General features: G+C 33.6%; 32 protein-coding genes and 1 pseudogene. 14 read left to right on the top strand and 19 right to left on the bottom strand.

Going from position 1 to position 23,963, the window contains the following annotated elements; all coding sequences use genetic code 11:
* Nucleotides 1-193: 193 nt before the first annotated feature.
* The 3 genes from AB0A59_RS02785 to AB0A59_RS02795 form a co-directional block, all read right to left on the bottom strand.
* Nucleotides 194-1,315, bottom strand: coding sequence for an OBG GTPase family GTP-binding protein (locus tag AB0A59_RS02785; RefSeq protein ID WP_458746282.1), 1,122 nt, complete (start codon nucleotides 1,313-1,315; stop codon nucleotides 194-196).
* Nucleotides 1,316-1,388: 73 nt separating this feature from the next.
* Entirely contained in the window at nucleotides 1,389-1,943 is a 555-nt protein-coding gene (locus AB0A59_RS02790) for a hypothetical protein (protein ID WP_458746284.1), read from the bottom strand.
* A gap of 70 nt (nucleotides 1,944-2,013) precedes the next feature.
* The gene (locus AB0A59_RS02795; protein ID WP_458746285.1) at nucleotides 2,014-2,721 is read right to left on the bottom strand and encodes a coenzyme F420-0:L-glutamate ligase; all 708 of its coding nucleotides are present in this window, start codon (nucleotides 2,719-2,721) and stop codon (nucleotides 2,014-2,016) included.
* 190 nt (nucleotides 2,722-2,911) lie between these two features.
* On the opposite strand from AB0A59_RS02795, the gene AB0A59_RS02800 reads away from it, so the two are divergent.
* Both AB0A59_RS02800 and AB0A59_RS02805 read left to right on the top strand, forming a co-directional pair.
* Nucleotides 2,912-4,183 carry a 3-isopropylmalate dehydratase large subunit gene (locus AB0A59_RS02800; RefSeq protein WP_458747541.1) on the top strand — a complete coding sequence of 424 codons (1,272 nt, stop codon included), beginning with the start codon at nucleotides 2,912-2,914 and terminating at the stop codon, nucleotides 4,181-4,183.
* Nucleotides 4,183-4,674, top strand: a complete 492-nt coding sequence (locus AB0A59_RS02805) for a LeuD/DmdB family oxidoreductase small subunit (RefSeq protein WP_458746287.1) — start codon at nucleotides 4,183-4,185, stop codon at nucleotides 4,672-4,674. The genes AB0A59_RS02800 and AB0A59_RS02805 overlap by 1 nt, the downstream gene beginning before the upstream one ends.
* Nucleotides 4,675-5,018: 344 nt before the next feature.
* Here the strand turns inward: AB0A59_RS02805 and AB0A59_RS02810 are convergent, their stop codons facing one another.
* From AB0A59_RS02810 to AB0A59_RS02820, 3 genes are all read right to left on the bottom strand, one after another.
* On the bottom strand, nucleotides 5,019-5,450 hold the full coding sequence (locus AB0A59_RS02810) for a hypothetical protein (RefSeq protein WP_458746289.1): 432 nt from the start codon (nucleotides 5,448-5,450) through the stop codon (nucleotides 5,019-5,021).
* A 206-nt stretch (nucleotides 5,451-5,656) separates the two neighbouring features.
* Nucleotides 5,657-6,265, bottom strand: a complete 609-nt coding sequence (locus tag AB0A59_RS02815) for a hypothetical protein (protein ID WP_458746291.1) — start codon at nucleotides 6,263-6,265, stop codon at nucleotides 5,657-5,659.
* 53 nt (nucleotides 6,266-6,318) lie between these two features.
* Complete coding sequence (locus AB0A59_RS02820; protein WP_458746293.1) at nucleotides 6,319-6,483, bottom strand: hypothetical protein; 165 nt, start codon at nucleotides 6,481-6,483, stop codon at nucleotides 6,319-6,321.
* Between the two features lie 163 nt (nucleotides 6,484-6,646).
* Here AB0A59_RS02820 and AB0A59_RS02825 point away from each other — a divergent pair, with 163 nt between their 5' ends.
* From AB0A59_RS02825 to AB0A59_RS02845, 5 genes are all read left to right on the top strand, one after another.
* A complete protein-coding gene (locus AB0A59_RS02825) occupies nucleotides 6,647-7,990 on the top strand; it encodes a YcaO-like family protein (RefSeq protein ID WP_458746295.1) in 1,344 nt (447 codons plus the stop codon).
* Nucleotides 7,969-8,628 carry a TfuA-like protein gene (locus AB0A59_RS02830; RefSeq protein ID WP_458746297.1) on the top strand — a complete coding sequence of 220 codons (660 nt, stop codon included), beginning with the start codon at nucleotides 7,969-7,971 and terminating at the stop codon, nucleotides 8,626-8,628. Before AB0A59_RS02825 ends, AB0A59_RS02830 begins: the two co-directional genes overlap by 22 nt.
* Nucleotides 8,629-8,760: 132 nt before the next feature.
* Nucleotides 8,761-9,258, top strand: coding sequence for a hypothetical protein (locus AB0A59_RS02835; protein WP_458746299.1), 498 nt, complete (start codon nucleotides 8,761-8,763; stop codon nucleotides 9,256-9,258).
* A 293-nt stretch (nucleotides 9,259-9,551) separates the two neighbouring features.
* A complete protein-coding gene (locus AB0A59_RS02840) occupies nucleotides 9,552-10,091 on the top strand; it encodes a metallophosphoesterase (protein ID WP_458746301.1) in 540 nt (179 codons plus the stop codon).
* A 160-nt stretch (nucleotides 10,092-10,251) separates the two neighbouring features.
* On the top strand, nucleotides 10,252-10,605 hold the full coding sequence (locus AB0A59_RS02845) for a hypothetical protein (RefSeq protein ID WP_458746303.1): 354 nt from the start codon (nucleotides 10,252-10,254) through the stop codon (nucleotides 10,603-10,605).
* 90 nt (nucleotides 10,606-10,695) lie between these two features.
* Here the strand turns inward: AB0A59_RS02845 and AB0A59_RS02850 are convergent, their stop codons facing one another.
* The 4 genes from AB0A59_RS02850 to AB0A59_RS02865 form a co-directional block, all read right to left on the bottom strand.
* Nucleotides 10,696-11,028 carry a hypothetical protein gene (locus AB0A59_RS02850; protein ID WP_458746305.1) on the bottom strand — a complete coding sequence of 111 codons (333 nt, stop codon included), beginning with the start codon at nucleotides 11,026-11,028 and terminating at the stop codon, nucleotides 10,696-10,698.
* 530 nt (nucleotides 11,029-11,558) lie between these two features.
* Nucleotides 11,559-12,476 (bottom strand): ABC transporter permease, encoded by a 918-nt coding sequence (locus AB0A59_RS02855; RefSeq protein WP_458746306.1) that lies wholly within the window; start codon nucleotides 12,474-12,476, stop codon nucleotides 11,559-11,561.
* A gap of 105 nt (nucleotides 12,477-12,581) precedes the next feature.
* A complete protein-coding gene (locus AB0A59_RS02860; RefSeq protein WP_458746308.1) occupies nucleotides 12,582-12,830 on the bottom strand; it encodes an ABC transporter permease in 249 nt (82 codons plus the stop codon).
* 366 nt (nucleotides 12,831-13,196) lie between these two features.
* Entirely contained in the window at nucleotides 13,197-13,910 is a 714-nt protein-coding gene (locus tag AB0A59_RS02865) for an ABC transporter ATP-binding protein (RefSeq protein ID WP_458746309.1), read from the bottom strand.
* Nucleotides 13,911-14,104: 194 nt separating this feature from the next.
* On the opposite strand from AB0A59_RS02865, the gene AB0A59_RS02870 reads away from it, so the two are divergent.
* Both AB0A59_RS02870 and AB0A59_RS02875 read left to right on the top strand, forming a co-directional pair.
* On the top strand, nucleotides 14,105-14,314 hold the full coding sequence (locus AB0A59_RS02870) for a hypothetical protein (RefSeq protein WP_458746310.1): 210 nt from the start codon (nucleotides 14,105-14,107) through the stop codon (nucleotides 14,312-14,314).
* 100 nt (nucleotides 14,315-14,414) lie between these two features.
* Nucleotides 14,415-14,990: a hypothetical protein gene (locus AB0A59_RS02875; RefSeq protein WP_458746312.1), complete on the top strand. Its 576-nt coding sequence runs from the start codon at nucleotides 14,415-14,417 to the stop codon at nucleotides 14,988-14,990.
* Between the two features lie 179 nt (nucleotides 14,991-15,169).
* Here AB0A59_RS02875 and AB0A59_RS02880 read toward each other — a convergent pair whose 3' ends face one another.
* The 7 genes and pseudogenes from AB0A59_RS02880 to AB0A59_RS02910 form a co-directional block, all read right to left on the bottom strand.
* Entirely contained in the window at nucleotides 15,170-16,582 is a 1,413-nt protein-coding gene (locus tag AB0A59_RS02880; RefSeq protein ID WP_458746314.1) for a dihydroorotase, read from the bottom strand.
* Nucleotides 16,583-16,607: 25 nt separating this feature from the next.
* Nucleotides 16,608-17,346, bottom strand: a pseudogene (gene rpiA / locus AB0A59_RS02885) (ribose 5-phosphate isomerase A).
* A gap of 146 nt (nucleotides 17,347-17,492) precedes the next feature.
* Nucleotides 17,493-18,263, bottom strand: a complete 771-nt coding sequence (locus AB0A59_RS02890; protein ID WP_458746316.1) for a hypothetical protein — start codon at nucleotides 18,261-18,263, stop codon at nucleotides 17,493-17,495.
* A 76-nt stretch (nucleotides 18,264-18,339) separates the two neighbouring features.
* Complete coding sequence (locus tag AB0A59_RS02895) at nucleotides 18,340-18,510, bottom strand: 50S ribosomal protein L37e (RefSeq protein ID WP_144734120.1); 171 nt, start codon at nucleotides 18,508-18,510, stop codon at nucleotides 18,340-18,342.
* A 27-nt stretch (nucleotides 18,511-18,537) separates the two neighbouring features.
* Entirely contained in the window at nucleotides 18,538-18,771 is a 234-nt protein-coding gene (locus AB0A59_RS02900; RefSeq protein ID WP_149861860.1) for an LSm family protein, read from the bottom strand.
* A gap of 78 nt (nucleotides 18,772-18,849) precedes the next feature.
* Complete coding sequence (locus AB0A59_RS02905) at nucleotides 18,850-19,581, bottom strand: creatininase family protein (protein WP_458746318.1); 732 nt, start codon at nucleotides 19,579-19,581, stop codon at nucleotides 18,850-18,852.
* Between the two features lie 47 nt (nucleotides 19,582-19,628).
* The gene (locus tag AB0A59_RS02910) at nucleotides 19,629-20,507 is read right to left on the bottom strand and encodes a formyltetrahydrofolate deformylase (RefSeq protein WP_458746320.1); all 879 of its coding nucleotides are present in this window, start codon (nucleotides 20,505-20,507) and stop codon (nucleotides 19,629-19,631) included.
* Between the two features lie 333 nt (nucleotides 20,508-20,840).
* Between AB0A59_RS02910 and AB0A59_RS02915 the strand changes: the two genes are divergently transcribed.
* From AB0A59_RS02915 to AB0A59_RS02935, 5 genes are all read left to right on the top strand, one after another.
* The gene (locus AB0A59_RS02915; protein WP_458746321.1) at nucleotides 20,841-21,452 is read left to right on the top strand and encodes a hypothetical protein; all 612 of its coding nucleotides are present in this window, start codon (nucleotides 20,841-20,843) and stop codon (nucleotides 21,450-21,452) included.
* Nucleotides 21,453-21,729: 277 nt separating this feature from the next.
* Entirely contained in the window at nucleotides 21,730-21,900 is a 171-nt protein-coding gene (locus AB0A59_RS02920) for a hypothetical protein (RefSeq protein ID WP_196818090.1), read from the top strand.
* 84 nt (nucleotides 21,901-21,984) lie between these two features.
* A complete protein-coding gene (locus tag AB0A59_RS02925) occupies nucleotides 21,985-22,245 on the top strand; it encodes a hypothetical protein (protein WP_458746322.1) in 261 nt (86 codons plus the stop codon).
* A 19-nt stretch (nucleotides 22,246-22,264) separates the two neighbouring features.
* On the top strand, nucleotides 22,265-22,441 hold the full coding sequence (locus AB0A59_RS02930; protein WP_458746324.1) for a hypothetical protein: 177 nt from the start codon (nucleotides 22,265-22,267) through the stop codon (nucleotides 22,439-22,441).
* Between the two features lie 253 nt (nucleotides 22,442-22,694).
* The gene (locus AB0A59_RS02935) at nucleotides 22,695-23,093 is read left to right on the top strand and encodes a hypothetical protein (RefSeq protein ID WP_458746326.1); all 399 of its coding nucleotides are present in this window, start codon (nucleotides 22,695-22,697) and stop codon (nucleotides 23,091-23,093) included.
* A 28-nt stretch (nucleotides 23,094-23,121) separates the two neighbouring features.
* Here AB0A59_RS02935 and AB0A59_RS02940 read toward each other — a convergent pair whose 3' ends face one another.
* Nucleotides 23,122-23,574, bottom strand: coding sequence for a 50S ribosomal protein L15e (locus AB0A59_RS02940; RefSeq protein WP_458746328.1), 453 nt, complete (start codon nucleotides 23,572-23,574; stop codon nucleotides 23,122-23,124).
* 117 nt (nucleotides 23,575-23,691) lie between these two features.
* A complete protein-coding gene (locus AB0A59_RS02945) occupies nucleotides 23,692-23,871 on the bottom strand; it encodes a 30S ribosomal protein S30e (RefSeq protein ID WP_458746329.1) in 180 nt (59 codons plus the stop codon).
* Between the last annotated feature and the right edge of the window lie 92 nt (nucleotides 23,872-23,963).

A 23,963-nucleotide genomic window follows, 5' to 3' on the forward strand; every position in this document is an offset into this window, starting at 1 on the left:
ACAAAGACGTGAAACCAAATTTGCTATAAATTAAATGTATAATCGAAACTAAAACATCGTCCACTTTGGAATCGAAAAATCAAATAATCGGTAGATAATATACAGGTACGTCGGCGGCTATGAGGAATCAGAGTTATCACGTATTCGATATGAAGAAAAGGCATTTGACTGAGCCGCCAAAAACATTTACTGTTTAAAGAGCGTTTATTTTCTTTACGATTGTAAGAACATCTTCATCTGTAATTCTGTGCTCTAAACCGACTTTTTGACCTCCAAATTTTACACTTTTGCCCCATATCTGAGCAAACTTAAAGTCTCTAACCATGTTTCTGTGAATCTTGTTACAAATATTTTGGACTGTACTATTTCTTGGCATTATTAAAGGCTCTTTTAAATCGGCATCTTGTCCTTTAGGTTTCATGTATATCCGAACAAAGTCCAATTTATTGTAAATTTCTCTTTTAAGTAGTTCTATATTCTTGTTTGTGTCTGCCGACACGGCAGTATATGGAATTTTAAGTTTAGATGTTGCCGTCTTAAGATATTCTGTATCAACCAAATCGATTTTATTTATGACTGCTAATGAAGGAATGTATACCCGATTCCCCGATAACACATCTATTAACTGGTCAATCGTTAGACCTCTCTGTCGTATTGTGATACGTCCGTTGTGGATACCGTTTATTCGCATCACATTTCTGATAAAGTTTTCATCTACTTGTATGGGAACCTGAATATTTACCGATAAACCTCCTGTAGCAGTCTTTTCTACAATAATATCGGGAGGGTTTTCATCGACCTTGACTCCTATTTCAGATAGTTCCTTTTTTATGATCTCAAGATGGTTGATCTGGAACACATCTAAGACAATCAACACCAAATCTGCATTTCTAGCAACAGATAACACTCTCTTTCCCAAACCTTTGCCTGCAGCAGCGCCTTCAATTATACCTGGCAAATCCAATATCTGGATCCGTGCACCATTATAGTCTAACATCCCTGGCACAGCAGTTAATGTAGTAAAAGAGTATGCTGCCGTTTTAGATTTTGCATTTGTTAATGCATTTAATAAAGTAGATTTCCCTACACTAGGGAATCCTATCAATACGACCGTGCCATCACCGGCTTTCCTAACGTCAAAGCCCGCACTGCCTCCTCCAGTAGAGACGGTCTTTCCATGGGTATTTTCTTCTTGTTCTTTTTTTAACTTTGCTATCTTTGCCTTTAGAATTCCTACGTGGAATTCTGTTGCTTTGTTTATCTGCGTTTTGTGTATCTCATCTTGAATGGCCTGAATTTTCTCTGGTATCCCCATTGGTTTTAATATTATTTATAAAAATAACAATAAAAATTTTGTTAATAGTGTATTAAATATTTGGGCTCTATTACTATTTCAATACCATGAAAAATTTGAGACCGTATACTATTGCGATGGTAGTAATGAATCCTAGCATTCCTAACCATGGCAAGGCCGGAATCTTTGGGGTTTTTATTTTTATTTGATGATCATCAATAATATTTGTGATATAATCCTTAACCATCGAATGCCATAATTGATATTCAATACGATGTTTCTTTAAGATGATCTCAATTTCATACACCACAGGTACCCTGACTGATTTTATATGCTGGAAATAGTTTCTAGAGATTTCTACCTCTGCATGTATTCCAATCAAACCTTGATTAAAATCTAGGAGTCTTACATGCATCTCCCATGGTTTTTTTAGTTTTTTTGAGAAACCGCTACCAATTTGGGCAGGTTTTTTGTGTTCGAATTTTACCATTCTAAACCCTTCAGAAACCAAAGTATTGACAATTTCATCTTTTTTTATTTTAACCATTAAAAATAAATGATCCAGCTCGACTTCTTCTCTTTTAATAAGATTCTGAATCCCCTGAAGAAGATTCATTCTTCTAGGATAAAATGTAGAAAATTCAGCCATGAACAGTTTTCTCCAATTACATTTGATATAACATTGTTTGACTATTTATAATTTAAAAAATTAAAACTTTTCAAATAAATGATCCCGCAATTCTCTTTGAAAGTCCTCGTATATAAATGTCAAATTTGCTATCAATACTTAATGTATCACTAGAGACAGGCTTGTCGGTCATTTTAATATTTAATCCTCTAATTAGTATGACTGGAGTCGATGCGTTAGATTCTCCCATTATCATCGTCCCTATGGAAGCTAGACAATCTGCAAGATTTTGAGAGGTATACTTTAGAATATTTCCAAAAAGATCGTAACTCCCTTTCAGATCTATGACTGGTTCAAATCCGCAGCAAGCTAATGCAATGCCCACTGTCCCCTTTCTCATGGGTAAAATTCTGCTATCTGATAAAACAACCCCCACCCTTTTCCTTGAATCTATCATGAATTTCTGTCTGATGGTCTCTATGGAGTGGTAAGGATATTTTGGATACAAAACAACACTACCTTTAGGCACATTTGACTTGTCAATACCTGCATTGGGAGCTAGTACCTTATGAACAGAAGTTAATACAAATCCATACAATCCACCAAAAATTTCATCAGATTCTCTGAGAATTAATTCCATTATTTTTGGGTCTATGTGATACTGTTTAGAGGCTTGAATAGCTTGACTGCTTGGTTTTATCCCTGTTAATTTCTTAATTCTACCTTCACTGATTGAAAGATATTTGCTTGATATGACAAGTATATCGCTATCTTCGATGCATATTTTTTCTTTATTCATGATAATTTTTTCATACAAATTAAATTCTGATGATTCTCTATCTAGGTGGATGGGGATAACTTCCAAATTCTGATATTTCTCAAAGCAAAGTACATAATTAATTTTATCATAAAGATCCTTAATTTCTCTTAAACCTCAATTCAAAAAGTATTAATCTTTAGAAGTCATTCTTAATTATATTACTATGGGAATGACAATAACTGAAAAAATCCTGTCTCATTCCTCTAATTCCAAAACAGTTACCCCTGGAGATATCATATTTTCTAACGTTGATAAAGCTATGATTCATGACGTTTCGGGCCCCGGGGTCATCAAGGTATTTAAGGAATTGGAAAAAAAGGGCTTTCAACTGGACAAACTATGGGACCCTGAGAGGGTGTGGATCTCTGAAGATCACTTTGTTCCTGCCGCCGACAGGATTTCTGCCGACAACGTAATTCAATTAACCAAATGGGCTCAAAAATATGGTATAAAGAAACACTTCAAGTATGGAATGGGACAATACGGTATTTGTCATACGATTTCTCATGAAGAGGGGTTAGTGTTACCTGGAGAAGTTTATGTTGGTGGGGATTCACATACTAACACTACAGGCGCAATTGGTGCTTTTAGTGCAGGGCTGGGCCATACAGATATTGCTTATGTTTTAAAACATGGTAAAATATGGTTTAAGGTACCAGAAACTGTACTATTTAAGATAACAGGAAAAAAACCCGATTATATTATGGCTAAAGACATTATTTTGAATATTATTTCCGATATAGGGACCGATGGGGCCAATTACAAAGCGATGCAGTTTAGTGGTAGTGTTATAGATGATATGGAAATGGAGGAAAGGTTTACTTTAACCAATATGACAACCGAGGCCGGTGCGAAGAATGGAATAATAGAACCGGATAACACAACTGTAAATTATTTAAGGACAAGACTCGGAGCAATAAACTTTAATCTAGTCAAAGGAGATCCAGATGCCGAATTTAGAGAAATATTTGAATATGACTGCGAAAAAATGGCACCTTCTGTGGCAAAGCCATTTTCTCCGGAGAATGTTGTTCCTGTAAGGGAGGTTCAAGGTATAGAAATAGACAAAGCGTATATAGGTTCTTGTACTGGTGCAAAGCTTTGTGATCTCAGGGCTGCGGCCAAAATCTTGGAGGGAAAGAAAGTTAAAGTACGAACTGAGGTACTCCCTGCTGCTCAATCGATCTATATGAAGGCAATTAAAGAGGGCTTAGTTACCATTTTTATGGAGTCTGGTGCAGTTATTGGTCCACCTACCTGTGGAGCTTGTTGTGGTGCGCACATGGGAGTTTTAGGAAAAGATGAAATTTGTGCAAGCACGACTAACAGAAATTTTCCTGGTAGAATGGGGGATGTAACGTCCCAAACATATCTTGCCTCTCCGATGGTTGTAGCTGCGTCAGCAATTACTGGAAAATTAACTGATCCAAGGGATTTATAATGATTTTAAAAGGCGCCGTGCACAAATACAATAGACCGAATATAGACACGGATGTTATCATTCCCGGTCCATATCTAAAAATACATGACCACGATGAGCTTGCAAAACATGCAATGGAAGGACTGGATGCTCACTTTATCAACAAGGTTTCTAAAGGTGATTTTCTTTTAGTGGGTCATAATTTTGGATGTGGATCAAGCAGAGAACATGCTCCAATTGCTCTATCAAAAACAGGTATTAAAGCCATTTTATCCCCATCTTTTGCAAGAATCTTCTATAGAAATTCTATAGATGGTGGTTATTTACTACCTATTGAAATTGAAGAAAATATTTTAGAAAAAATAGATGATAAGGATAAAATAGAAATTAATTTAGACAATAATAGCATTTTTAACGTTACTAAAAATGAATCCTATCCAATCAAACCATTTAGCAAAATAATTTCAGATATCATAGAAGCGGGTGGACTTTTTAACTATAAAATCCCTTAAAAGAATATCATGATATAGAGGAAAATCCATTGAATTCCTAGGTATTTTTTTCTTTAATCTTTTTTTTGTTTTATAACTCTATTCTCCTATTCTAACAGTTTAAATTTTTTTTGTCAAGGCAACTTATATTATTAATATTTCTATTGACTAACATCTCAAATGTATTATTCGCTGCCTTTCTCTACCAATGATTGAATGAAAGTACAAATTTGGACTGATTCCTTATATCACTTGTATCTCTATCTTGAATAATTAATTACCTAATTAAGTGATAATAATTCTGAGATTCAAGATGCATACATTCATATGATTTTTACAACCAATCATGAATCATATATTTAGATTCAAAAATGCAAGTCGGGGTGTTTTTTACTAAAGTAGGAATTTGCTGATTGCAATATGCTTTCAGGATTAGGGTACTCAAAATCTAAATTGTTTTGGGAATGATAAAATATCATCTGTTCCCTTCTTTCCCTGTCTATTACATCTGAGTTAGAATAATATACTACAAGCTCAAAGGCATCCGATTCTTTGAATCGTTTTACATGGGCCATCTGTATATTTCCGTGTTTAAAACGTAGTGAGTACACCAGAGCACATGCAAATTCGAAATTCGTTCCCTTGAAATTTTCGATTACAAGATTAGGAGATACTATTTCAAGTAATTCAATTCTATTTGTTTGATATACTATGTTGTAATTATTCTGCATGGTCTCGCCTACTATTTTATTCTCAAATAATACTTCTATTTCGCATTTTGTAAAAAATGATTCCATCAGATACCCCAGTTCCTACTCATTAACCTATGATTTAATCTCCAACTGATTTATTTTGTAGAATTATTTATGTATTTCTTGAATTGTCTCTTAGATTTTAACACGTGACTACTTTCATCCACATCAATAAAATTTAGATGAACACCGATTGCTAAAAAAACCGAATTCTACTCGAATTCTGAGTGAAATTTCAGATATCTTATTTGTCATGAATAGGTCCCAGTTAATTCTCTGTATACCTGTAGTGCACTCTCTATATCGTTTTTTGTGATCGAATAAAATTCTTTCCCACTAAATGAATAACTGACCAAAAAAGGTTCATTTGTTATAATACGTAAACCATTCCCAGAAAACAGGACACTACCGGTATTTTTGGGTTCATCAAGTAAATTACTTGGAATTACTATGGTGTCGTTAACAGGAAATGTATATAGTGTTCCAAATTGTACTGGTAGTTTCAGACTATTATTTATGGTCAAAATATTTATGGATTGGATTTGTACAGGTTTGCTCGAAGCAAAAGTTAGTACTCCTGAATAAGTAGTGCTTTCGTTTTTAACTGGGAAAATAAAAAATGATTGTTCAAGACCTGTATTGTGAAATGTTTCAGGATTTGAGGATATTGTTCCACTGAAAGAAACATCATGAGATCTGTGATTGGTATCATTCATATTATTTATGGCTAGAGCAGAAAATGAAGAGCCCGGTGTTACATATATAATAAAAATACCTAATAGTATAATTAAAGCTACTTTAGGTACAGTAGATATCTCGAATTGAGATTTGTTGTTGTAATGGATAGATACTTTGATCATTGGAGTAGTTAAATATTTGATTCGATGTTTGTTAATTAAAACTATTAGAATTATTAAGTTAAATCAACTATGCTCTTCTGAATCACTATCTTAGCTTCATTGGATATATCATAACAATCGAGTATTTTTTTGGGATTTCTTATTAGTCGTTTCCTGAATTCAGGTTCACTGGCTGCCTTAAGTAAAATCTCACTTATGACTTCAGCTTCTATACTCATAGAACTCAAGTAATTCCACAAGAGAATTTGTGTTATATATACCTTTTCTATTTTAAACTCTAATTTATCTTTAATCCATTCATGTAGTATGGATAATCATTTTTATCTTGTCAACCCAATAATTAAAATAATATCGTATAGAAATGAAGAATGTACATTCTGATTGAAAACTACATCTCAATTATTATTGAAATCTAGAAAAAAATGGAGTACGATGGGTACATCTAGAATCCAACCTGTAGAACAAACTTTAGAAAAAGTAAATTCCTTAATTCATCAAATTGGAATTACAAGAATTGCAGATATTACAAATATGGATAGACTTAAAATACCTAATTTTTCAGCCGTACTGCCAGGAACGGAGGATTACATCTGGGTATATAGTGGGAAGGGTCCTACGAAAAACCATGCAAGAGCTAGTGCTATTATGGAAAGCATTGAAAGATTTTCATCCTTACCTGCAAATTATGACGGAAAAATTCAGAGGGGGACTTTTAAAGAATTATCTCAAAGTTATACTGTTCTAGCATATGATGAAGTAGTGGAACCAGTCTCGTTCCATTTAAATGAAGAAATGATAATGGACTATTGTATTGGTTATGATTTAATCAATAACTCAGAAGTTTTGGTGCCTGCTCCATTGACTATTTTTAGATATACTCCATCGCCGCCATCAATAAATCCTTATTCTTTTTACCATACAAATGGATTGGCTTCTGGGAATGTACTAGAAGAAGCAATCTGTCACGCCCTATGCGAAGTTGTAGAAAGGGATGCGGTGAGTTTGGCCGAATTCACTTCTAGCGCATTTCAGTACCATGTATTGAAAACTATTGAATATTCGCTTGTAAAAAGGGGTTTTCAATTAAAGTCATTTGACTCAAAGAGTTTTATGGACGATAATGCTATTTATCCAGAAGTTGATTTAAACAGTATTGAGAATGTTACTATTGACCGTATCGTAAATAGATTTAGACGATCTCAAATACCATTGACAGTAAAGGATATTACCTCAGACCTTGGAATTCCGACCTTTATAGCAAGTAGTGCCGAATGGGTTAATCATGAGTATGGATATCTAGTAGAAGGTCATGGAACTCATCCAGATGCACGAATTGCATTGATGAGAGCTATAACAGAAGTATCTCAATCCAGAGCAGCTAATATTCAAGGATCTAGGGATGATCTAAGAAAGATGAAATATGATCCTGAAAATAATGATGAAAATAGATCATGGCAATTCATTAAATCCAAAGAAAAGAAGTCTTTTTCAGAAATCCGTACATTTTCCTATGACGATATATTAGATGACATAAAACTTATTCTGAATAATCTAAAATCGAGAGGTCTAACAAAAGCTATAGTAGTAAACTTGACTAATTCGAAATTAAATATACCAGTTATTAGGGTCATCGTTCCTGGATTGGAAACATTCAAAATAAATAAAGCAGTTATAGGGCGAAGAGCCAAGGAAAGTGTTAAAAAATGGTTAGGTCCAAACCTGTAATATTTTTAGGACCTTCTCTATCAAGGGATAAAGCAAGAAAAATTCTAGACGCCGATTACAGACTTCCAGCTAAAAAGGGTGACCTTCTGCAATTGATACTAAAAGAAGTTGATATTGTTGGATTGGTGGATGGATATTTTCTTCAGGATTATCCACCTACACCAATTGAAGTTTATAATTTAGTTAGAAAAAGGAATGTAAAGGTTTTAGGATCATCGAGTTTGGGCGCTCTTCGTGCTGTCGAACTTGGCAAGTATGGAATGATAGGAATAGGAAAAATTTTTAGACTTTTTAGAAATGGAATCTTAGAGTCTGATGATGAGGTTGCTGTGACGTTTACGGATTATACGAATTACAAGTCAGAAGCATTAATTGATATTAGATACAATTTGTTTTTAGCCCAAAAATACAAGATCATAGACAATATGACAGGAAGGTCGATCCTTAAAATATCAAAACAGACATATTTTCCTTATAGGACCTACGAAGATATTTTGGACAAATGCAAATTAAAGTATCCTGAAATCCATTCTCAGCTTGAAAGTTTTAGAGATTATATTCTGAACAATAAAATGAGTTTGAAAGAAATGGATGCGGTACGGCTACTAAAGCACATAAAAAGTATTCATGAACCTTGACATCAATAAAGTTAATTTTATATTCGCTCTAATTTACCTACAGTATTACTCATGATTAACGTGTTAACCAATTTTTTTCATAGTGTTGATTCACGCTCTGTTTATATAGTATTTTTCTATTTTTCAGCATTCATGATGCTGTATATAACAATGTTCGGAATGTATTGGAGTTGGATAGAATATGATAAAACAGGTGCATTAAACATAGGTGAAACAATCGTAAAAAACGATTTGATCTTTGATGGATCTGGCAAATTGGTTACCTATCTTGCAATTTTCTCAGTTATCACATGGTTTTGTGTTACTAAAATCGGATATAGCAGAGTACAAAATACCCCAAAAATAGTTCGATCTGTGTTATCTGTGTTATCAATTATTTTGATAGTTGTTGCAGCTTATGAATTTACTTACAATTTTACTGTGTGGGGATCGTTTATAACTGTAAATACAATCAATAACTCTTTGAATTTTGATGAAATCAATATAAGCTATCCCAACCCTGAAACACCATGGAATTTCGTTTTTGCAACTAAGATGACTCTCGCAGCTCTCATAATTTCTTGTCATGCTTTTTACATTATTCATCGGTCAGACAAGCAATCCTCTATGTATGTGAAAAAACAGGCCTAAAGCGTACATGTTCTCCCATCTACCATCTACCATCTGTCGTCTCCATAAAACTCATCCATTTGTCACCAATCCTATTAATTTGAGTTTATTATAAAACAGATTCGTGATTTTATGCAATCAAGAACGTTTTCAAAATTTGACATTCACAAAATGCTAAAACTGTTTAAAGCATAGATTAATTTCAATATTTTGGAACTTAATATGGGTATTGACTTGTTTCTTGAACGTTACCTTGCCCAATGTCCATAATGAAAATCACAAGATTTTTTATGATGGTTAAAAAACAATTGATAGTGAAAATTGGGGTAGTCTCAGATACACATGATGATATTGAAAATACTAAAAAAGCAATAAATATTTTCAACACGACGAAAGTAGATTATGTTTTACATGCCGGTGATTATGTTTTTCCGGGAATGATTAGTTTGTTCAAGAAATTAAACAAAGAAACAAAATTTTATGGCGTTAGGGGAAACAATGATGGGGAATTAATGGGTATCACAAGGCAGTTTGATGCATTAAAAAATTCTCAATTTCTAAACGAATTTGGAAAACTCTTAATTTCATCAAAAAAAATAGGCATATATCATGGAACAAACTCTGATTTGTCAAGATCCTTAATAGAAAGTCAGTTATTCGATATTTTGATACTCGGTCATACGCATATTAAAAGAATTGAAAAAATGGGGAAAACACTTGTATTGAACCCCGGATCACTAAACAGAAATTTCTTTTCTGAAAAAACTAATGACGGCCCTTGTGTAATTGTCTATGATGAAAAACGTCACATGGCGGAATTTATAAACGTTAATGGTAATATGAACTCACATTAGGCTCTAGAAAATAATTTGCAATTTGATTCCTTGTTTTACAAGACAGTTAGGTTTTCCAGAGTCATTTATAGCATAAAAGTAAAAACGACAAGAAAAAATATTTATAGATACAATTTAACCACTCAAAGTAAATAATATATAAAATCGTTGATATGGTATTTTGTCATCACATGAACCGAGGGAAAAAATAGAATTGAACGAAACGAGTGCGGATAGAACCAACACCACCGATAATGACGTAAAAAATAATAATGAGCAAAGTACTCAAGTTGGAAATCAATCTAGTAATCATACCAAAGCCAATGAGGAGAGTTTGGGTGAGAAATTTACTACCAATGGCCCTGAAATTCTTGATAAAGAAAATCCTACCCTAATTGATCCGATATCAAAGTTGACATCAAACTATTTTTGCTTTGACTGCGGATCAGTCTTTACTACCATAGAGGACAAAAAACAGCATGAATTAATCGAGATTGAAAGAAAGAAACAAATTGATTTAGACAAAAGTGATTAACCAAACAGGCGAATATCCCATTTACCTTATTGCTTTTATTTTTAGAACTGCTTGAGGACTAGGCACCGCATTTTTCATAGTTATGATACATTAGGTATCGTTTTGTTCATATCTTTGAATATCTATAACTACTTTATCCCCGACCTTAATCTTTAATTCATCATATTCTTTCATGGTTACTTTGAAAGTAGGGGCGTCGCTTACTGCGCCTCCACCAAACATATTAGATATATTTGACATGGCTTTTGGTAGATTCTTCATAAGGTCTTCTGGAGAAGTAAAAGCCATTACATTGGAACCAAAAGGATTCATTTGCTTATCACCAGATTTTAAATATTCATTTGGATCCTTAAATGATACGTATATATAAGGAGAACCATCCGTGGATGCTTCAATTTTGGCAACTATGAATTCTTTTTTCATCTATACTTATTAGTGATAATCGATATAATAAATATTTAATTTTAGAAAAAAATTAAGAGATTTTATATACTTTATTTTTCTAAGGAAACGACGGTTATGTATTCATCGGATCCTATTTGTATGCCTTAATGTTGCCAAATCCTGTTCCTATAATATAATTATTTAATTCTTCCTCGAAATCAAACCTAATCTTGAATTTTCAATCCGTCTCTTTCGCCATTTAATGTAATGTTTTGTCAACATATGAAACATCGCTCTTTATAAGGGGATTATCTGTATATGCAGAACTTAAATGTGGATCAGTCCTATAAATAGAATCGATCTATGTAGTCCGTGTAGTCCGGATCTCCGTCATTCTCGAAATTCTGTAATTTAGTTCTATAATTCAAATCCTATATTTTAACGAAAAGATTGTTAACTTTTCCTATAGTTATCTTACCACCATTACGATTTAGTCCAAGTATTGCGGACAAATCTATTTTGAAGATTCTTTAACATAATTTTTGACCCAAATATCTGATGACTATTTTCTATGTCTTCGGCCGCAACGCTTCTATGGGACTCACCTTTGATGCCTTCCAAGCTGGCAATAGTCCTGCAATTACACTTAGGACAACAGAGATTATCCATACGGTGATCATATCACTCATAAAAAAAAGAGGTATGAGGGGAGGGTCGCCTTCATTTCTAGGGGTGGTGGCCTGAGACAGTGCATAACCCCCTCCAACACCTCCAATCAAGCCCAAAGAGGCACCAAGCATACCTATTATCAGAGCTTCAAAAACAAACATTGTCAAAATGTTAGAGCTTTGTGCGCCTATTGCTTTTAATGTACCAATTTCCCTGATTCTTTCAATCATGGAAGTATATAATGTGGTTATTATTCCTACTGCACCAACAATTAATGAGATTATGGCTATGCTCAACAGAAAAGAGGTGATCCCACCTGTAAATTGTTCAATGGTCTTTAGTATAGCTTTTACTGTGGTTACCCTTATATCATTTCCATACAATTTCTTAATTTCGTTTTCTACAACATCTACTAATTCGTTAGATGATGCTACTACAAATAAAGAGTCGTACTTGCCCGATTTCTGAAAAAGGGAATCACCAGCATCCAAGTTAATGACTGCTGCATTGTCTATGGTTGGATTGCCTGTAGATTCCATTATTGCAGTAACCAAAAAATTCTTCGAATTTGTATCTTGTTCGCCAGTTATGTCATCAATAAATGAATATTCTAATTCTATGGTCTCTCCCAATGTTACAAATGGATTATCTTCGCCAGGAGGATTGGCAATGTTTTCTGCTATTACAATTGCAGACGGATCATTTTGTTTGATTTGAGAGCCCTCTTGTAAATCAAGGGTTGGGGCAATTACAAATAACTTGTTTGGATCGATAGATAGTGCTGCATTTGTTTTTTCCTCGCCCCTAGATTTGATCAATACCTGTGACTGATAAGATGGGATCACTTCATCAATAAATGGTAATGAATCAATTCTGTTTATTACTGCTGCATTTAACGTTATCTTGGAGCCCGCAGAGCCTCCTCATCCTCCTCCTCCTCCTGTGGAGCCAACAGTACTGGAGCCCTCTTCTTGGCCGCTTGTAACAAATAGAATGTTAGGAGCTAAATTGCTAAATTGTTTATTAAAGAATTCAGTAAATCCTGCTCCTACACCATTTACTGCCACTAGTAGACTAGTTCCAGCCATAACCATTAGAATGGTCAGGAGAGACCTGATTTTTCTCTCTTTAAGCGCCTGAAAAGATAAAATGAATATTTCCCTAATATCCATAAAATCTATCCCTTCTAACTACTTGTACATAATTAGATCCAAATCTTATTTGATGAGGAGGACTATCAGGGCAATATTGTAAAATTTTTAAATTATATATAATCAAGACACCTCTTTAATATTTAGGATCAAACGGAAACTAAAGTGACATGATCTGTGGATCTTATCGTTAATTAAAGTGGATTTGTAAATTTGATGATTCTTTTTTGTCTTTATTTTTTCTGTCACTATACTTTTTATCCATGTTATTGTAATCATCACAATTATCACTATTACATATCTCAAAATAGACTTAAAGTTATCTAAGATGAAGTGAAAAAGTATAGACTTGTATGCCTACATGGTTAAATTTTATTAAAAAATCATTTATGTAATTATGTTTTCTTCACGTTCTATTTCCCCATCCTTGAGATATATTATTCGATCAGTTTTAATTGCTAACTCCGGATTATGGGTAACCATTAGTATAGTCCTATTATATTTATTGGATAGCATCTTAAGCAAATTGAATACTTCATTACCTGTTTTAGTGTCCAAGTTACCCGTAGGTTCATCAGCCAAAATGATGGATGGATTATTCATTAAGGCTCTAGCGATGGCAACTCGTTGCTGTTGACCGCCACTCAAATTGAACGGTTTGAAACTGCCTTTGTCTTCAATTCCAAGCAATCCCATGATTTTTAAGGCTCTCTCTAACCGCTCATTTTTATTTAATCCCGATATTATACAGGGAATTTCAATGTTCTTTAAAACAGACGCTCTATTTATCAAATTATACGATTGAAAAATGAATCCGATAGCATTATTTCTTAAATATGCCAGATCACGATCATTTAAAGAAAATACATCTACACCATTGATATAAATATCTCCAGTTGTCGGTCGATCTAGAGTCCCTAGTATATTTAAAAGTGTAGATTTGCCGCTACCCGATGGACCGACAATAGATACAAACTCTCCCTTTTTGACCTCAAAATCAATATTTTTTAGTATTGGTGTTTCTCCCTCTGTTGAAGGATAACTTTTGTAAATTCGTTCAACTTTAAGGATTGGATCAGAAGAAGGATACGAAGATGCCATTTAAAATATCAATTCAATTTTATTACTCATCAAACTATATAAAAATTGAAAACTGCTCTTAAATTTTATCACGGGCTCTTTCTACTGAATTATTCTCGATACTTGTAGTAAAATTGCTCTGATATCACTATTGATTCAATGCTGTAGCCAAAATTTAAATACTGAATAATAGTAAAATATGATATAATATTCTTATGAAAAAAATTAATTTAATAATATTATCTACTTTTATTATAGGTGTAATGCTATTAAATTCCGAAACTGGGGGTACTGTGTCTTATGCTCAGGAGAAAATTGATAGAAACATAATACCTTTGCTTATACCTCCATATCAGATGATTGAGGATCTTGGGTCATCAGATTTAAATAAATTTAATCTAACATATGTCAACAATATTCCATAAGAAATAGATAGTTTATAGTATAAGATTGATTTCTAAATTAATAGTATAGAAATATTTATCAAAATCCTTAATATGTAAATCTAATAATTTAATTACACATATGAATCGTGGATTGAATTTTTATGGTATTATACTCTTAACAATAGCTACTATTCTAGTTTTTTCCCTTACTGACTTTGGAGTGGTTCATGCCACTACTGGTATTGATCTAGATGATAATCCTGTTCAATCTAATCAAGTACCTGACTTAAAATCCGATCCAAATGATAATGAAGAGAGCACTAGCAACAATAACAATAACAACAACGATGACAATAACGATGACACCAACAACAATAACAATAACAACAACGATGACAACAATAATGACATGAGCAGCACTAGCACTAGCAGTACTCCTACTAGCACTAGCAACACCAACAACGATGACAACAATAATGACATGAGCAGCACTAGCACTAGCAGTACTCCTACTAGCACTAGCAACACCAACAACGATGACAACAATAATGACATGAGCAGCACTAGCACTAGCAGTACTCCTACTAGCACCAGTGCCAGTACCACTACTTCAACCAGCAATGATAATGTGCCTATGTCTTTACCGTTTAATTCAAATATGGCAGACGAATCAGACGATGAGACTGATTATTCAAGTATAATCCCGTTCCCATGATTTTGAAAAATTCTAATTTTATACGTTAGACGATATTATGGTTTTATCATTTCCCAAAATAATTATTTGATCCTATAAATTCACCATGTCCCAGATTTTCAGGAAATACTATACCATTTTCCATAATTATTTTGCCCCTTGAGATGGTTGTGATGGGCCAGCCTTGCAATCTAATGCCATCATATATCGTGTAGTCTGAAGAAGATTGCAAGAGGTCCGGCGTTACTTTTTTGTACCAAATCTACATCTATAATAACTAGATCTGCATCTGAACCCTTTTGTATAGTGCCTTTTTTAGGAAACATTCCAAAGATTTTTGAAGTATTGTAACTGGTCAATTCCGCCAAGCGCAAAATTGGAATCTGTCTTAAATTTACTCCATAATGTAGTAAGACAGGTAGCATCGTGGCCACTCCGGGAAATCCTGCTAGTGCGGTCCAAATATCATTATTTTCACCGGACTTTAAACTCAATGTATTTGCAACGTGGTCGGTTCCTATAGTGTCAATTACTCCGTTTTTTATAGCACTCCATAAACTAGATATGTCATTCTTGGAGCGTAAAGGTGGTACCACTTTGCCCCTTATATTATTAAAATCAACCGAGTGAGTTAAATAATGTGGACATGTTTCAATATAGATATTACATCCTCCAATTTGTCGTTCATACAAAATGGCGTCTAATGCATCATTAGATCCTATATGAACAAAGTAAATATTGGATCCAAACTGTCTAGCCGTATTCCCAATCTTTTTTATAGCGATTACTTCGCTCTTGGTAGGTCTACATTTAGACCATATGTCTAGGGGGTTATCATTTCTAGCATGTGATAAATTATTTTTTACATTTGCTGTGCTCGTATCTAAAGTCCTGATTTCTGTTTTTGACATTGCTATTTTCTTTTCCTCAATGAGATCTGCACATGTATTATGGTCTTCTGCGTGAACCAGAACAACTGAGTTCTTAAAAGAAGAAGACTCACTGAGGACGCTACTACAGAGTTCATCTGAAACATACACATTTTTTGGTAGATGCAAATTTTTACACGGATCCATATCCATCAAGATCCTATTATCAGTTGAACCTAAATTCATGTAGAGTTTGAATGAATGTATTCCACTTTGAAACAAATACGAAATATCTTTTACTTGATCAAAATTCAATATTGAAGCATGTATGCCATAGTCTATGAAATGGTTCTTTGCACTAGCTTCTAGATGCTTTGATATTTTATCTTTATATGATTCGTATATTCTAAGCATTCGCATAATGGTGGTGACCCCGCCAACAGCAGCAGATTTCGATTCGGTTGCTGAAGCCACTTCAATAGGGGAAAATACTCCGTAGTGAACGTGGGGATCGATTAATCCCGGTAAAACATATTTACCATTTGCATTTATTGATTTTGAATAATTAACGCTATCTGACGAATTAGTTAGTTCTTTAATTTTTCCATTTTCTATTAGTATATCTCTTTTAATAACGCCTATTTTAGGTATTACAACATTTGCATTCTTTATTATAAGATCACAGTTATTGCTATTGCTAGTGATATTGCTATGATCAGAACCGTCACCGTTACTCGTATTCATCAACTCATAAGCAAAAAGATTAGATCTATCTAAGTTGTCTGGTTAGAGTGGATGGATTTTCGTAGACTTTGTATTGACTATTTTTAAGTGCGCAATAACAAACGCTTGCAGGTCGTATAAAGAACCCCGTCTCAATAATGCCTGGTATTTTTTTTAGTTCCATATCCAATTGAAGAACATTCGAATAATCATTAAACATAACGTCTAAAATAAGATTTCCATTTTCTGTTATATAGGGATAGCCCTTCTCCAATGTTCTAAGTATTGACATCCCATTTAATTTATTCAAAAAATGTATCGTTGCAGTTCTCCCAAATGGGAGTATTTCCAGGGGCACCGATTCTTGAAAAACGCCGAACAAATTTTGATTCGTCTCCGACAATTATTGTTTTCTTGGATGAATAGTATAGGATCTTTTCACGGAATAAGGCCCCGCCGCCACCCTTTATCATGAAGAATTTATTATCAATTTGATCGGCTCCGTCAATTACAATATCTAAAAGAGGGATCAATGATTCATCTACTATGTTTAATTTTTTCTTCTCGGCTTCAATTTTTATTTGTAATGAGGTACAAATAAATTTACACCTTTCTGTGATGGAAGGTGGTAACAGATTTACAATTTTGGATACCGCTCGCCCACTTCCTAATCCAATGATGAGAAGTTTATCGGACATATGATTTTCGATGATATGTTGGGCTATATTTTCAAAGCTTTTATCTATAGAGCCATTATTTTGAGAATCAGAAGTGGAAGTAGACATAATTATTCATAATGAAGATGGTGAAAGTATATTTAAATCGATTGAAGCAGCAGTATCAGCAAACGCAGTCAAAGCCAACACTCGGGTCAAAGCAGTAAATGTGGTCATGATACTATTGTAATTCACATAAACCATTTTATGCTTAATTATGAATCCCCTAATCTCTTTAAGGTTTTAAGAATATCTCTTTGTATTTTGTCAATTTCATTTAAGTCAATATTTCCAATCGTGGACTGCTTCAAATCTAGTGGAGTAGATGTCCTTGTACCATCTTGATTTATTTCGGTATAATCTTTGTTGATATCGTTAATTGATCTTCCTTCTGTTTCTTTCAATCCTTCATTTATACCAAATTCTGATTCCCCTTGGTTGTCGTTATCAACCTGAGACAATGATTCCTTGCTTCTCTTGTTACTAAATTTCATTGTTTTTATCTTATTTAATATCGAGTTAGTTTGTTTTGGTTTTGAGAATGCATTTAAATAATTCTTGTCATTATCCTTAAAATTTGATTCATTATTGCCTAATCCCAAACTCGCTAGCTTTGTGTCTATTTTTTTAACATAATCTGATAAAATTGAATTTAACTGATTTCTATACTCGTATATTTCTTGGACCTCTAGTATCGGGTTAAGTTGAAAAGCACGCTTATCATACTCATCTAAAAGATTGATGTATTTATGAGATAATCTATCCCTTTCATATTCATCTATTCTTTTTTCCTCAAAATGTTGATTTATCTTGTTTAGAGCTTCTAAAGCAACTGATTTTTCAAAGTAAAGACTGCTTAACTCATACTTGACATTTCCGAGAATTTTTAGCCGACTCTCTCTTCTTATTTTTATAATTTGGAAAACAAAAAGGGCACAAATTATACCTAACATGGCCGAACTGGCAACTATGAGTATGTCTATCATGTCTATCTAATAACCATAATGACGTATTGGTTTATAAAAACAAAAACTTGGAATGTTAAATCAGTAAATCGGAGGGTTATTTTACCCGTCTTTTTATCCATTTGTATTTTCTGAGCTTTGGATCAGGGTATCCACATTTTGCACAAGTTTTGCCACGTTTGTGAAATGAATTATGTCCGCATCTCCTACATCTAATATGTGTCTTTTTGCGGGTAAATTTACCCATAGATGTTGTTCCTTTTGTCAAATCCTTTTACCTCAAAATTAATTGTAGTTATTTGAACTGAGGCGGAGAAATTATAACCACATTATCTCCTCTTACAACGATATTTCCAATCTCATCTGTCTTTCCTTCTTCTAATATTTCAACGGAACTTTCTAATAATAAATTCATGTGTTGATCAAAACCCTGTAAATTTCCTCTAATAACCTTACCGCCCTTCAATTTTATCAAAACATCCCTACCGAGGCTTTCATCAAGGACTTTAACTGCCATATCTACTGACAACTTTATCTAACCTATTTTCTATCAAATGGATGTCCTATATTAAATTTAGTTTTTACTCGTTTATGTGATTTTAAAGGACTATCTAAATTTAGGGTCTGTTATTAAAGCCGATATTTTTTCTATTATCTGGGAAAGCATTTTCTTTCCTTCTATGACCTTGGCATTAAATGGATTTCCCCATATTCCATTCTTAGTAAACTTCACAAACCCGGCCGGATTGTTAATTGACATGTTTGTACCTAATTTATACCAGGATTCGCTTTCTTGACCGTTTATGTCTAGTCCTGTTTTTGCTAGATCCATATTAACAAGATCCGGATGGATAGCCATCATGATGGAGGTTTCTATTTCTCCTGCATGATCAAACCCGTTTTCAAGCATTTGCCAGTAGTTAATAAAATAAAAAAAGTCCGTATTCATGGCATATTTCGATGACAGATTTTGTCCTACATATTGTAAAAGGCCAATATTCCCGTGATGCCCATTGATAACATACATACGTTTGATACCGTGCATTGATAGCGATTGACATATACAGGAGATGAAATCAACTAGTATGTTATAGTCTATTGAGATATTGAAATGTGGCTCATGTTCGTATGATACGCCGTAGAAAAGCGAAGGAAGTAAGAAGGCTTTTGATTTAGTTGATACAATATTTGAAATATGTTCTACAATAAGGGTATCTGTCGAAAATGGCAAATGATCTCCGTGCTGTTCTATGGAACCAAGAGGCAAAATGGCGGACTCGTAATTGGAATCTTTTATCAAATTAGAAATTTTTTTTTGACTTAAATTCTTGATTTCCATTGTTAATTTAATTAGGATCGTTGCGCTGTGCTATAAAACATATTTGATTATTTGTAGCTTACTTTGCCCCAATAGACCTCTAATTTATCTTCTAAAAACAGCTTTACTGCTTCAAGTAATGCAAGAGCTTCAGCAATTTGGCCTTTTATCTTGATAGATTCTAATGTGTCTTCTGTCATCACCTTAAACGATTCTTGAATTATTATTGGTCCTTGATCTAGATCTTCTGTTACAAAGTGTGCTGTGCATCCAATTATTTTAGCGCCTCTCTCATAAGCTTGTACATATGCAAAAGCTCCAGGAAAAGCAGGCAATAAAGATGGATGAATGTTTATGATTCTATTTGGGTAGCGCCATACAAAATTAGGTGTTAGTATTCTCATATACCTTGCTAAGACGATGAGGTCAATGTCGAAATTTTCTACCAGCTGTAAAATTTCACCTTCTGCAACACTTTGTTCTGTATGGTTTACAAAATGAAATGGTATAGAAAAGGAGTCTGCAATAGATTTTAGCTTTTCATCAGAACCAATTATCAACGAGATATTGCAAGTTATTTCTCCAGAGGCGCGAGAATTTAGAATTTTCAACAAACAATGGTCTTCTCTGCTTACTAGAATTGCCACGTTCTTGATTTTGTTCTCTTCATGGAAGTGTACTTTCACTTCCATTGCTAGCTTTATACCTAACTCATGCAATTCCTTTTGCATTTTTGGTTTATCGATTGTTGGAAATGACGCCTCAAGATGCATTCCGAAGAGTCCTTTAACCACATTCTGGTTTATCTTTTCAATGTTTCCACCATTTCGGAAAATGTAGTTAGTCGTATCAGCCACTATTCCTTCTTTATCTTTACCTACAATAGTAACTTCAACATGTGTTTTAATATTTTTAGAATCGGTAATATTTGTACGAGTATCTCCCATTTATGATGAAGAATATTGATTATCCGAGATAAATATGATACAGCTAAATTTATAGAGATAAAGTTTTTTAATCCATTTAGAACCGACTGCTCACGTAGATGCATTCTTATCCAGGTTGATTGCACTTGAAACCAATTACCTAAACGGAAGCAAATTGTCTGCAATATGCTAACAAATTACCCGACAATCTTTTGTTGAACATTTATCACATAGTCAACAAATTTAGTGAACTTTGGCAATAATGTTCTAGTTTTTTTATTAGTAAAAGTATGATGTAAGATAATAGCATATTTATTTTAAGAACTATACATATTATACACATTACCTTAACTTATGATGTTTACATTAAACAATAAAAAACCACTAATTTTAGCTGTGGTTGCAGTGGTAACTTTTGCTCTGTTTTTGAGTCCCACTTTAGCTGTGAATGACGTCATGGCAACAGACAAGAAAAACAAAGGAAATGACGGAGATCAAGACATTGATCAAGGCCAATCTTCACGACAAAATGCACAATGTGTCTCTGGTGAAGATGTGGTAGCATCATGTAACCAAGTAAGCGTCCAAGACCAAGACAACGAAGGAAATAACGCAGCAGGACAACAAAATGGAAAAGGTAAAGGAAATGACGGAGATCAAGACATTGAACAAGAGCAAGAAAACAAACAAAACAGTCAGTGTGTAGCAGGAGATAGTGTTGCTGCATCATGTAACAATTTGAGCTTCCAAGACCAAGACAACGAAGGAAATAACGCAGCAGGACAACAAAATGGCGGAGATAACAAAAAGGGTAAAGGAAATGACCGAGATCAAGACATTGAACAAGAGCAAGAAAACAAACAAAATGCACAATGTGTATCCGGTGAAGATGCAATCGTATCTTGTAACCAAGTAAGCTTCCAAGACCAAGTCAATGAAGGGAATAACGCATTAGGTCAAAAGTAGTTTCTATCCAATACCTCACCTCAACCTTTAATTTTTTCATTCTATTATCGATCTGTTAGGTTCAATTTTTCCAACCACAATTTTATATTAGTCAGGACTAATGCATTTTGCTTAGATTTTGTCACCAAACAATCGACATTAGATACATTCTTTCATTCAGTCATTCATTCCAAAAAAATTACTAAATCTAAAAAATTTATTTGACCAGTAATCCCATATCCTTCGACAAAGAATCAACTTAATTTATTAAAAGGTTGAATTTACTATTAAATATAAAATGGGTAGTAGAAAGAGAAAAACTGCAAGGCCAGTACGAAAAACAAAGTCTACTGAAGGACGATGTCCAAAATGTAAGACTATAGTAAGATTCAATGTTTCTGGCCAGGTGGGCAGCGAGATCTATGAATGCATAGGCTGTACTACAAAGTATAAAATTGATGAGCTGTAGTTATAAAATGGAACAGTATAATGGTAGAATATCTGATGTTGAATCACGGGAATGTTTTTTTATTGCAAAATTTTTAGATATTTAGTGTCTAATAGAATAGAGTACACCAATAAAGTCTATTTATACAGCAGTGGGATGCCTGCAGAATTGATAGATAGAAGTAAAGAAAAATTGCATGAACATGGAGTTAATTTAAACGATTTAATAGTAATTGAATCACCAGAAAATGTTCCTGAAGGAGCAATTATGATAACGCTTTGGCCACACTATTTGTCTGTAGCCAAAGTGAAGAGAGTAAGAGAGGGGTCTATCTATGCGCCTCAGTTATTTAACATAGATTTATAGCTCAGATACAAAACAAAGCATGTTTTTAACTTTTTTTTGCAAAAGAGGCAAGCATAAAGAATGTCCCGGTGATTGGCCCATGGATGAGACTTGCGGTCCCGACGAAGATTGCTCATTTGATATGAAAATGGTAAGATGCGAATGTGAATGCCATGCCATGCCATGGCATGATATAAATTCGATTTCGCTCGAATAAAGTAGGCAATTAAGAAAAAAAGAGTCTGGTTTTTGTTTTAGACTCTATATATTTTAGTGTCAAAAATATATTCTATTGGCTCGCATAATTATGTAGTAAACTAAACAATAAACTCTCAGAATAACCATTTTTCATGATCTACAAAGAGCTGAAAGTTGTTCTGTTTCTTTTCTTTTTATTAGCCTTTTTATTAGATAAATACAAGAAATAATAATATACTTTTTAAAGCAATCCAATTACAACTGTATTAACGATGGAAAATAAATATACTAATCATTCCAATAAATCTGTTTATCATGGAAAATGTATCTCATTTTTGAACATTTCTGAAAAGATTCGATATGTTGGAATAATTAATAGATTTGGTAGAACGATATCAGGAAAGCTGCGACAGAATGTAAAACCTTTGTTATCTCCTGAGCAGGCTAGAGACGAACGTTTTATAGAATCTGTGAGACAACAGCTGCGAAGTTCCTTTGAGTCATCAATTGGAAAAACCGTATTCTCTATTACAAAAAATGAATTTGTTACTTTGGTATTAATTCCAACTCAAACTAATGATAATGTTCTATATTATGTAACTATAGATAAGGACGTTCCACTAGATGAAGTCAATAACATCATAAATAAAATAATTGAAGCAAGTAGATAAAAATAAAAGATAATTTATACTAATCTAGTTAGTTAAAATTTATTCTACTTCTCATTTCTTTATCCTTAATGATAGCTGGATGATGTGGATCAACTAGAATTACTTCAAACCAAGAATACATTCCGTCTTGATAAAGCATATATGATCCCATTACCCTTAAATTAACGAACTTTTCATTTACACGTCTTTCAGCTACTCTTTTCATGCTGATGCTTTGTTTAATGTGAACTACACCAATATGTTTTGGTCTTCTGCCTGAGACAGGACGTTGCTTTCTCATTCCTCCTCTACCAACACGAGCCCTAACTACAATTATGCCTTGTTTAGCTTTGTAACCTAATGCTCTAGCCCTATCTATACGAGTGGGGTGTTCTATCTTATGTATTGTGGGTTCTCTTCTCCATACATACGCTTTATTCTTTATTTCTGGAGATCTCGTTTTCAACATTGTCTTCCATGTTTCCGCAATATGGCTGTACATGTTTTTGCTTTGTTTTTACCCATTAATATTTTATTTGGGTGAGAAACCATCAAGCAAAATGATATTAATTAAATAATAAACTTGAAAATTAGAAAAAACAGAGTAGAGAAGAGTTATTTAGCGTCTATGCATTCTTTCTGGCTTTTTCTGTCCTGGTTGAACCCTTTTTTCAAATCTTTTTATGAAATTATTCTTATTCCTAACTTTAGAAGAAGGGCTAGTTCTTTCACGTGCTTGTATTTTGGGAGTTTGACCCCTAACCTTTCCAGCTTTAGTTAATGATCCGTGAGTCGGCATGAGCTATTAATATTGAAACTCATATTTATTATATGCATTTTGAAATCATAATATATAGGCAACAATTACCATGATTGAAATATTTATGGCAA

Source organism: Candidatus Nitrosocosmicus sp. T, from assembly GCF_054408485.1.

Bases quoted from the DNA above. Each gene is read 5' to 3' on its own strand.
- AB0A59_RS02935 (WP_458746326.1), top strand. From the start codon at position 22,695: ATGGAAAATAAATATACTAATCATTCCAATAAATCTGTTTATCATGGA.
- AB0A59_RS02810 (WP_458746289.1), bottom strand. From the start codon at position 5,450: ATGGAATCATTTTTTACAAAATGCGAAATAGAAGTATTATTTGAGAAT.
- AB0A59_RS02820 (WP_458746293.1), bottom strand. From the start codon at position 6,483: ATGAGTATAGAAGCTGAAGTCATAAGTGAGATTTTACTTAAGGCAGCC.
- AB0A59_RS02785 (WP_458746282.1), bottom strand. From the start codon at position 1,315: ATGGGGATACCAGAGAAAATTCAGGCCATTCAAGATGAGATACACAAA.
- AB0A59_RS02875 (WP_458746312.1), top strand. From the start codon at position 14,415: ATGAATCGTGGATTGAATTTTTATGGTATTATACTCTTAACAATAGCT.
- AB0A59_RS02815 (WP_458746291.1), bottom strand. From the start codon at position 6,265: ATGATCAAAGTATCTATCCATTACAACAACAAATCTCAATTCGAGATA.
- AB0A59_RS02835 (WP_458746299.1), top strand. From the start codon at position 8,761: ATGATGCTGTATATAACAATGTTCGGAATGTATTGGAGTTGGATAGAA.
- AB0A59_RS02865 (WP_458746309.1), bottom strand. From the start codon at position 13,910: ATGGCATCTTCGTATCCTTCTTCTGATCCAATCCTTAAAGTTGAACGA.
- AB0A59_RS02930 (WP_458746324.1), top strand. From the start codon at position 22,265: ATGTTTTTAACTTTTTTTTGCAAAAGAGGCAAGCATAAAGAATGTCCC.
- AB0A59_RS02850 (WP_458746305.1), bottom strand. From the start codon at position 11,028: ATGAAAAAAGAATTCATAGTTGCCAAAATTGAAGCATCCACGGATGGT.
- AB0A59_RS02800 (WP_458747541.1), top strand. From the start codon at position 2,912: ATGACAATAACTGAAAAAATCCTGTCTCATTCCTCTAATTCCAAAACA.
- AB0A59_RS02880 (WP_458746314.1), bottom strand. From the start codon at position 16,582: ATGAATACGAGTAACGGTGACGGTTCTGATCATAGCAATATCACTAGC.
- AB0A59_RS02920 (WP_196818090.1), top strand. From the start codon at position 21,730: ATGGGTAGTAGAAAGAGAAAAACTGCAAGGCCAGTACGAAAAACAAAG.
- AB0A59_RS02890 (WP_458746316.1), bottom strand. From the start codon at position 18,263: ATGATAGACATACTCATAGTTGCCAGTTCGGCCATGTTAGGTATAATT.
- AB0A59_RS02860 (WP_458746308.1), bottom strand. From the start codon at position 12,830: ATGGATATTAGGGAAATATTCATTTTATCTTTTCAGGCGCTTAAAGAG.
- AB0A59_RS02790 (WP_458746284.1), bottom strand. From the start codon at position 1,943: ATGGCTGAATTTTCTACATTTTATCCTAGAAGAATGAATCTTCTTCAG.
- AB0A59_RS02945 (WP_458746329.1), bottom strand. From the start codon at position 23,871: ATGCCGACTCACGGATCATTAACTAAAGCTGGAAAGGTTAGGGGTCAA.
- AB0A59_RS02795 (WP_458746285.1), bottom strand. From the start codon at position 2,721: ATGAATAAAGAAAAAATATGCATCGAAGATAGCGATATACTTGTCATA.
- AB0A59_RS02905 (WP_458746318.1), bottom strand. From the start codon at position 19,581: ATGGAAATCAAGAATTTAAGTCAAAAAAAAATTTCTAATTTGATAAAA.
- AB0A59_RS02805 (WP_458746287.1), top strand. From the start codon at position 4,183: ATGATTTTAAAAGGCGCCGTGCACAAATACAATAGACCGAATATAGAC.
- AB0A59_RS02940 (WP_458746328.1), bottom strand. From the start codon at position 23,574: ATGTACAGCCATATTGCGGAAACATGGAAGACAATGTTGAAAACGAGA.
- AB0A59_RS02830 (WP_458746297.1), top strand. From the start codon at position 7,969: ATGGTTAGGTCCAAACCTGTAATATTTTTAGGACCTTCTCTATCAAGG.
- AB0A59_RS02915 (WP_458746321.1), top strand. From the start codon at position 20,841: ATGATGTTTACATTAAACAATAAAAAACCACTAATTTTAGCTGTGGTT.
- AB0A59_RS02870 (WP_458746310.1), top strand. From the start codon at position 14,105: ATGAAAAAAATTAATTTAATAATATTATCTACTTTTATTATAGGTGTA.
- AB0A59_RS02910 (WP_458746320.1), bottom strand. From the start codon at position 20,507: ATGGGAGATACTCGTACAAATATTACCGATTCTAAAAATATTAAAACA.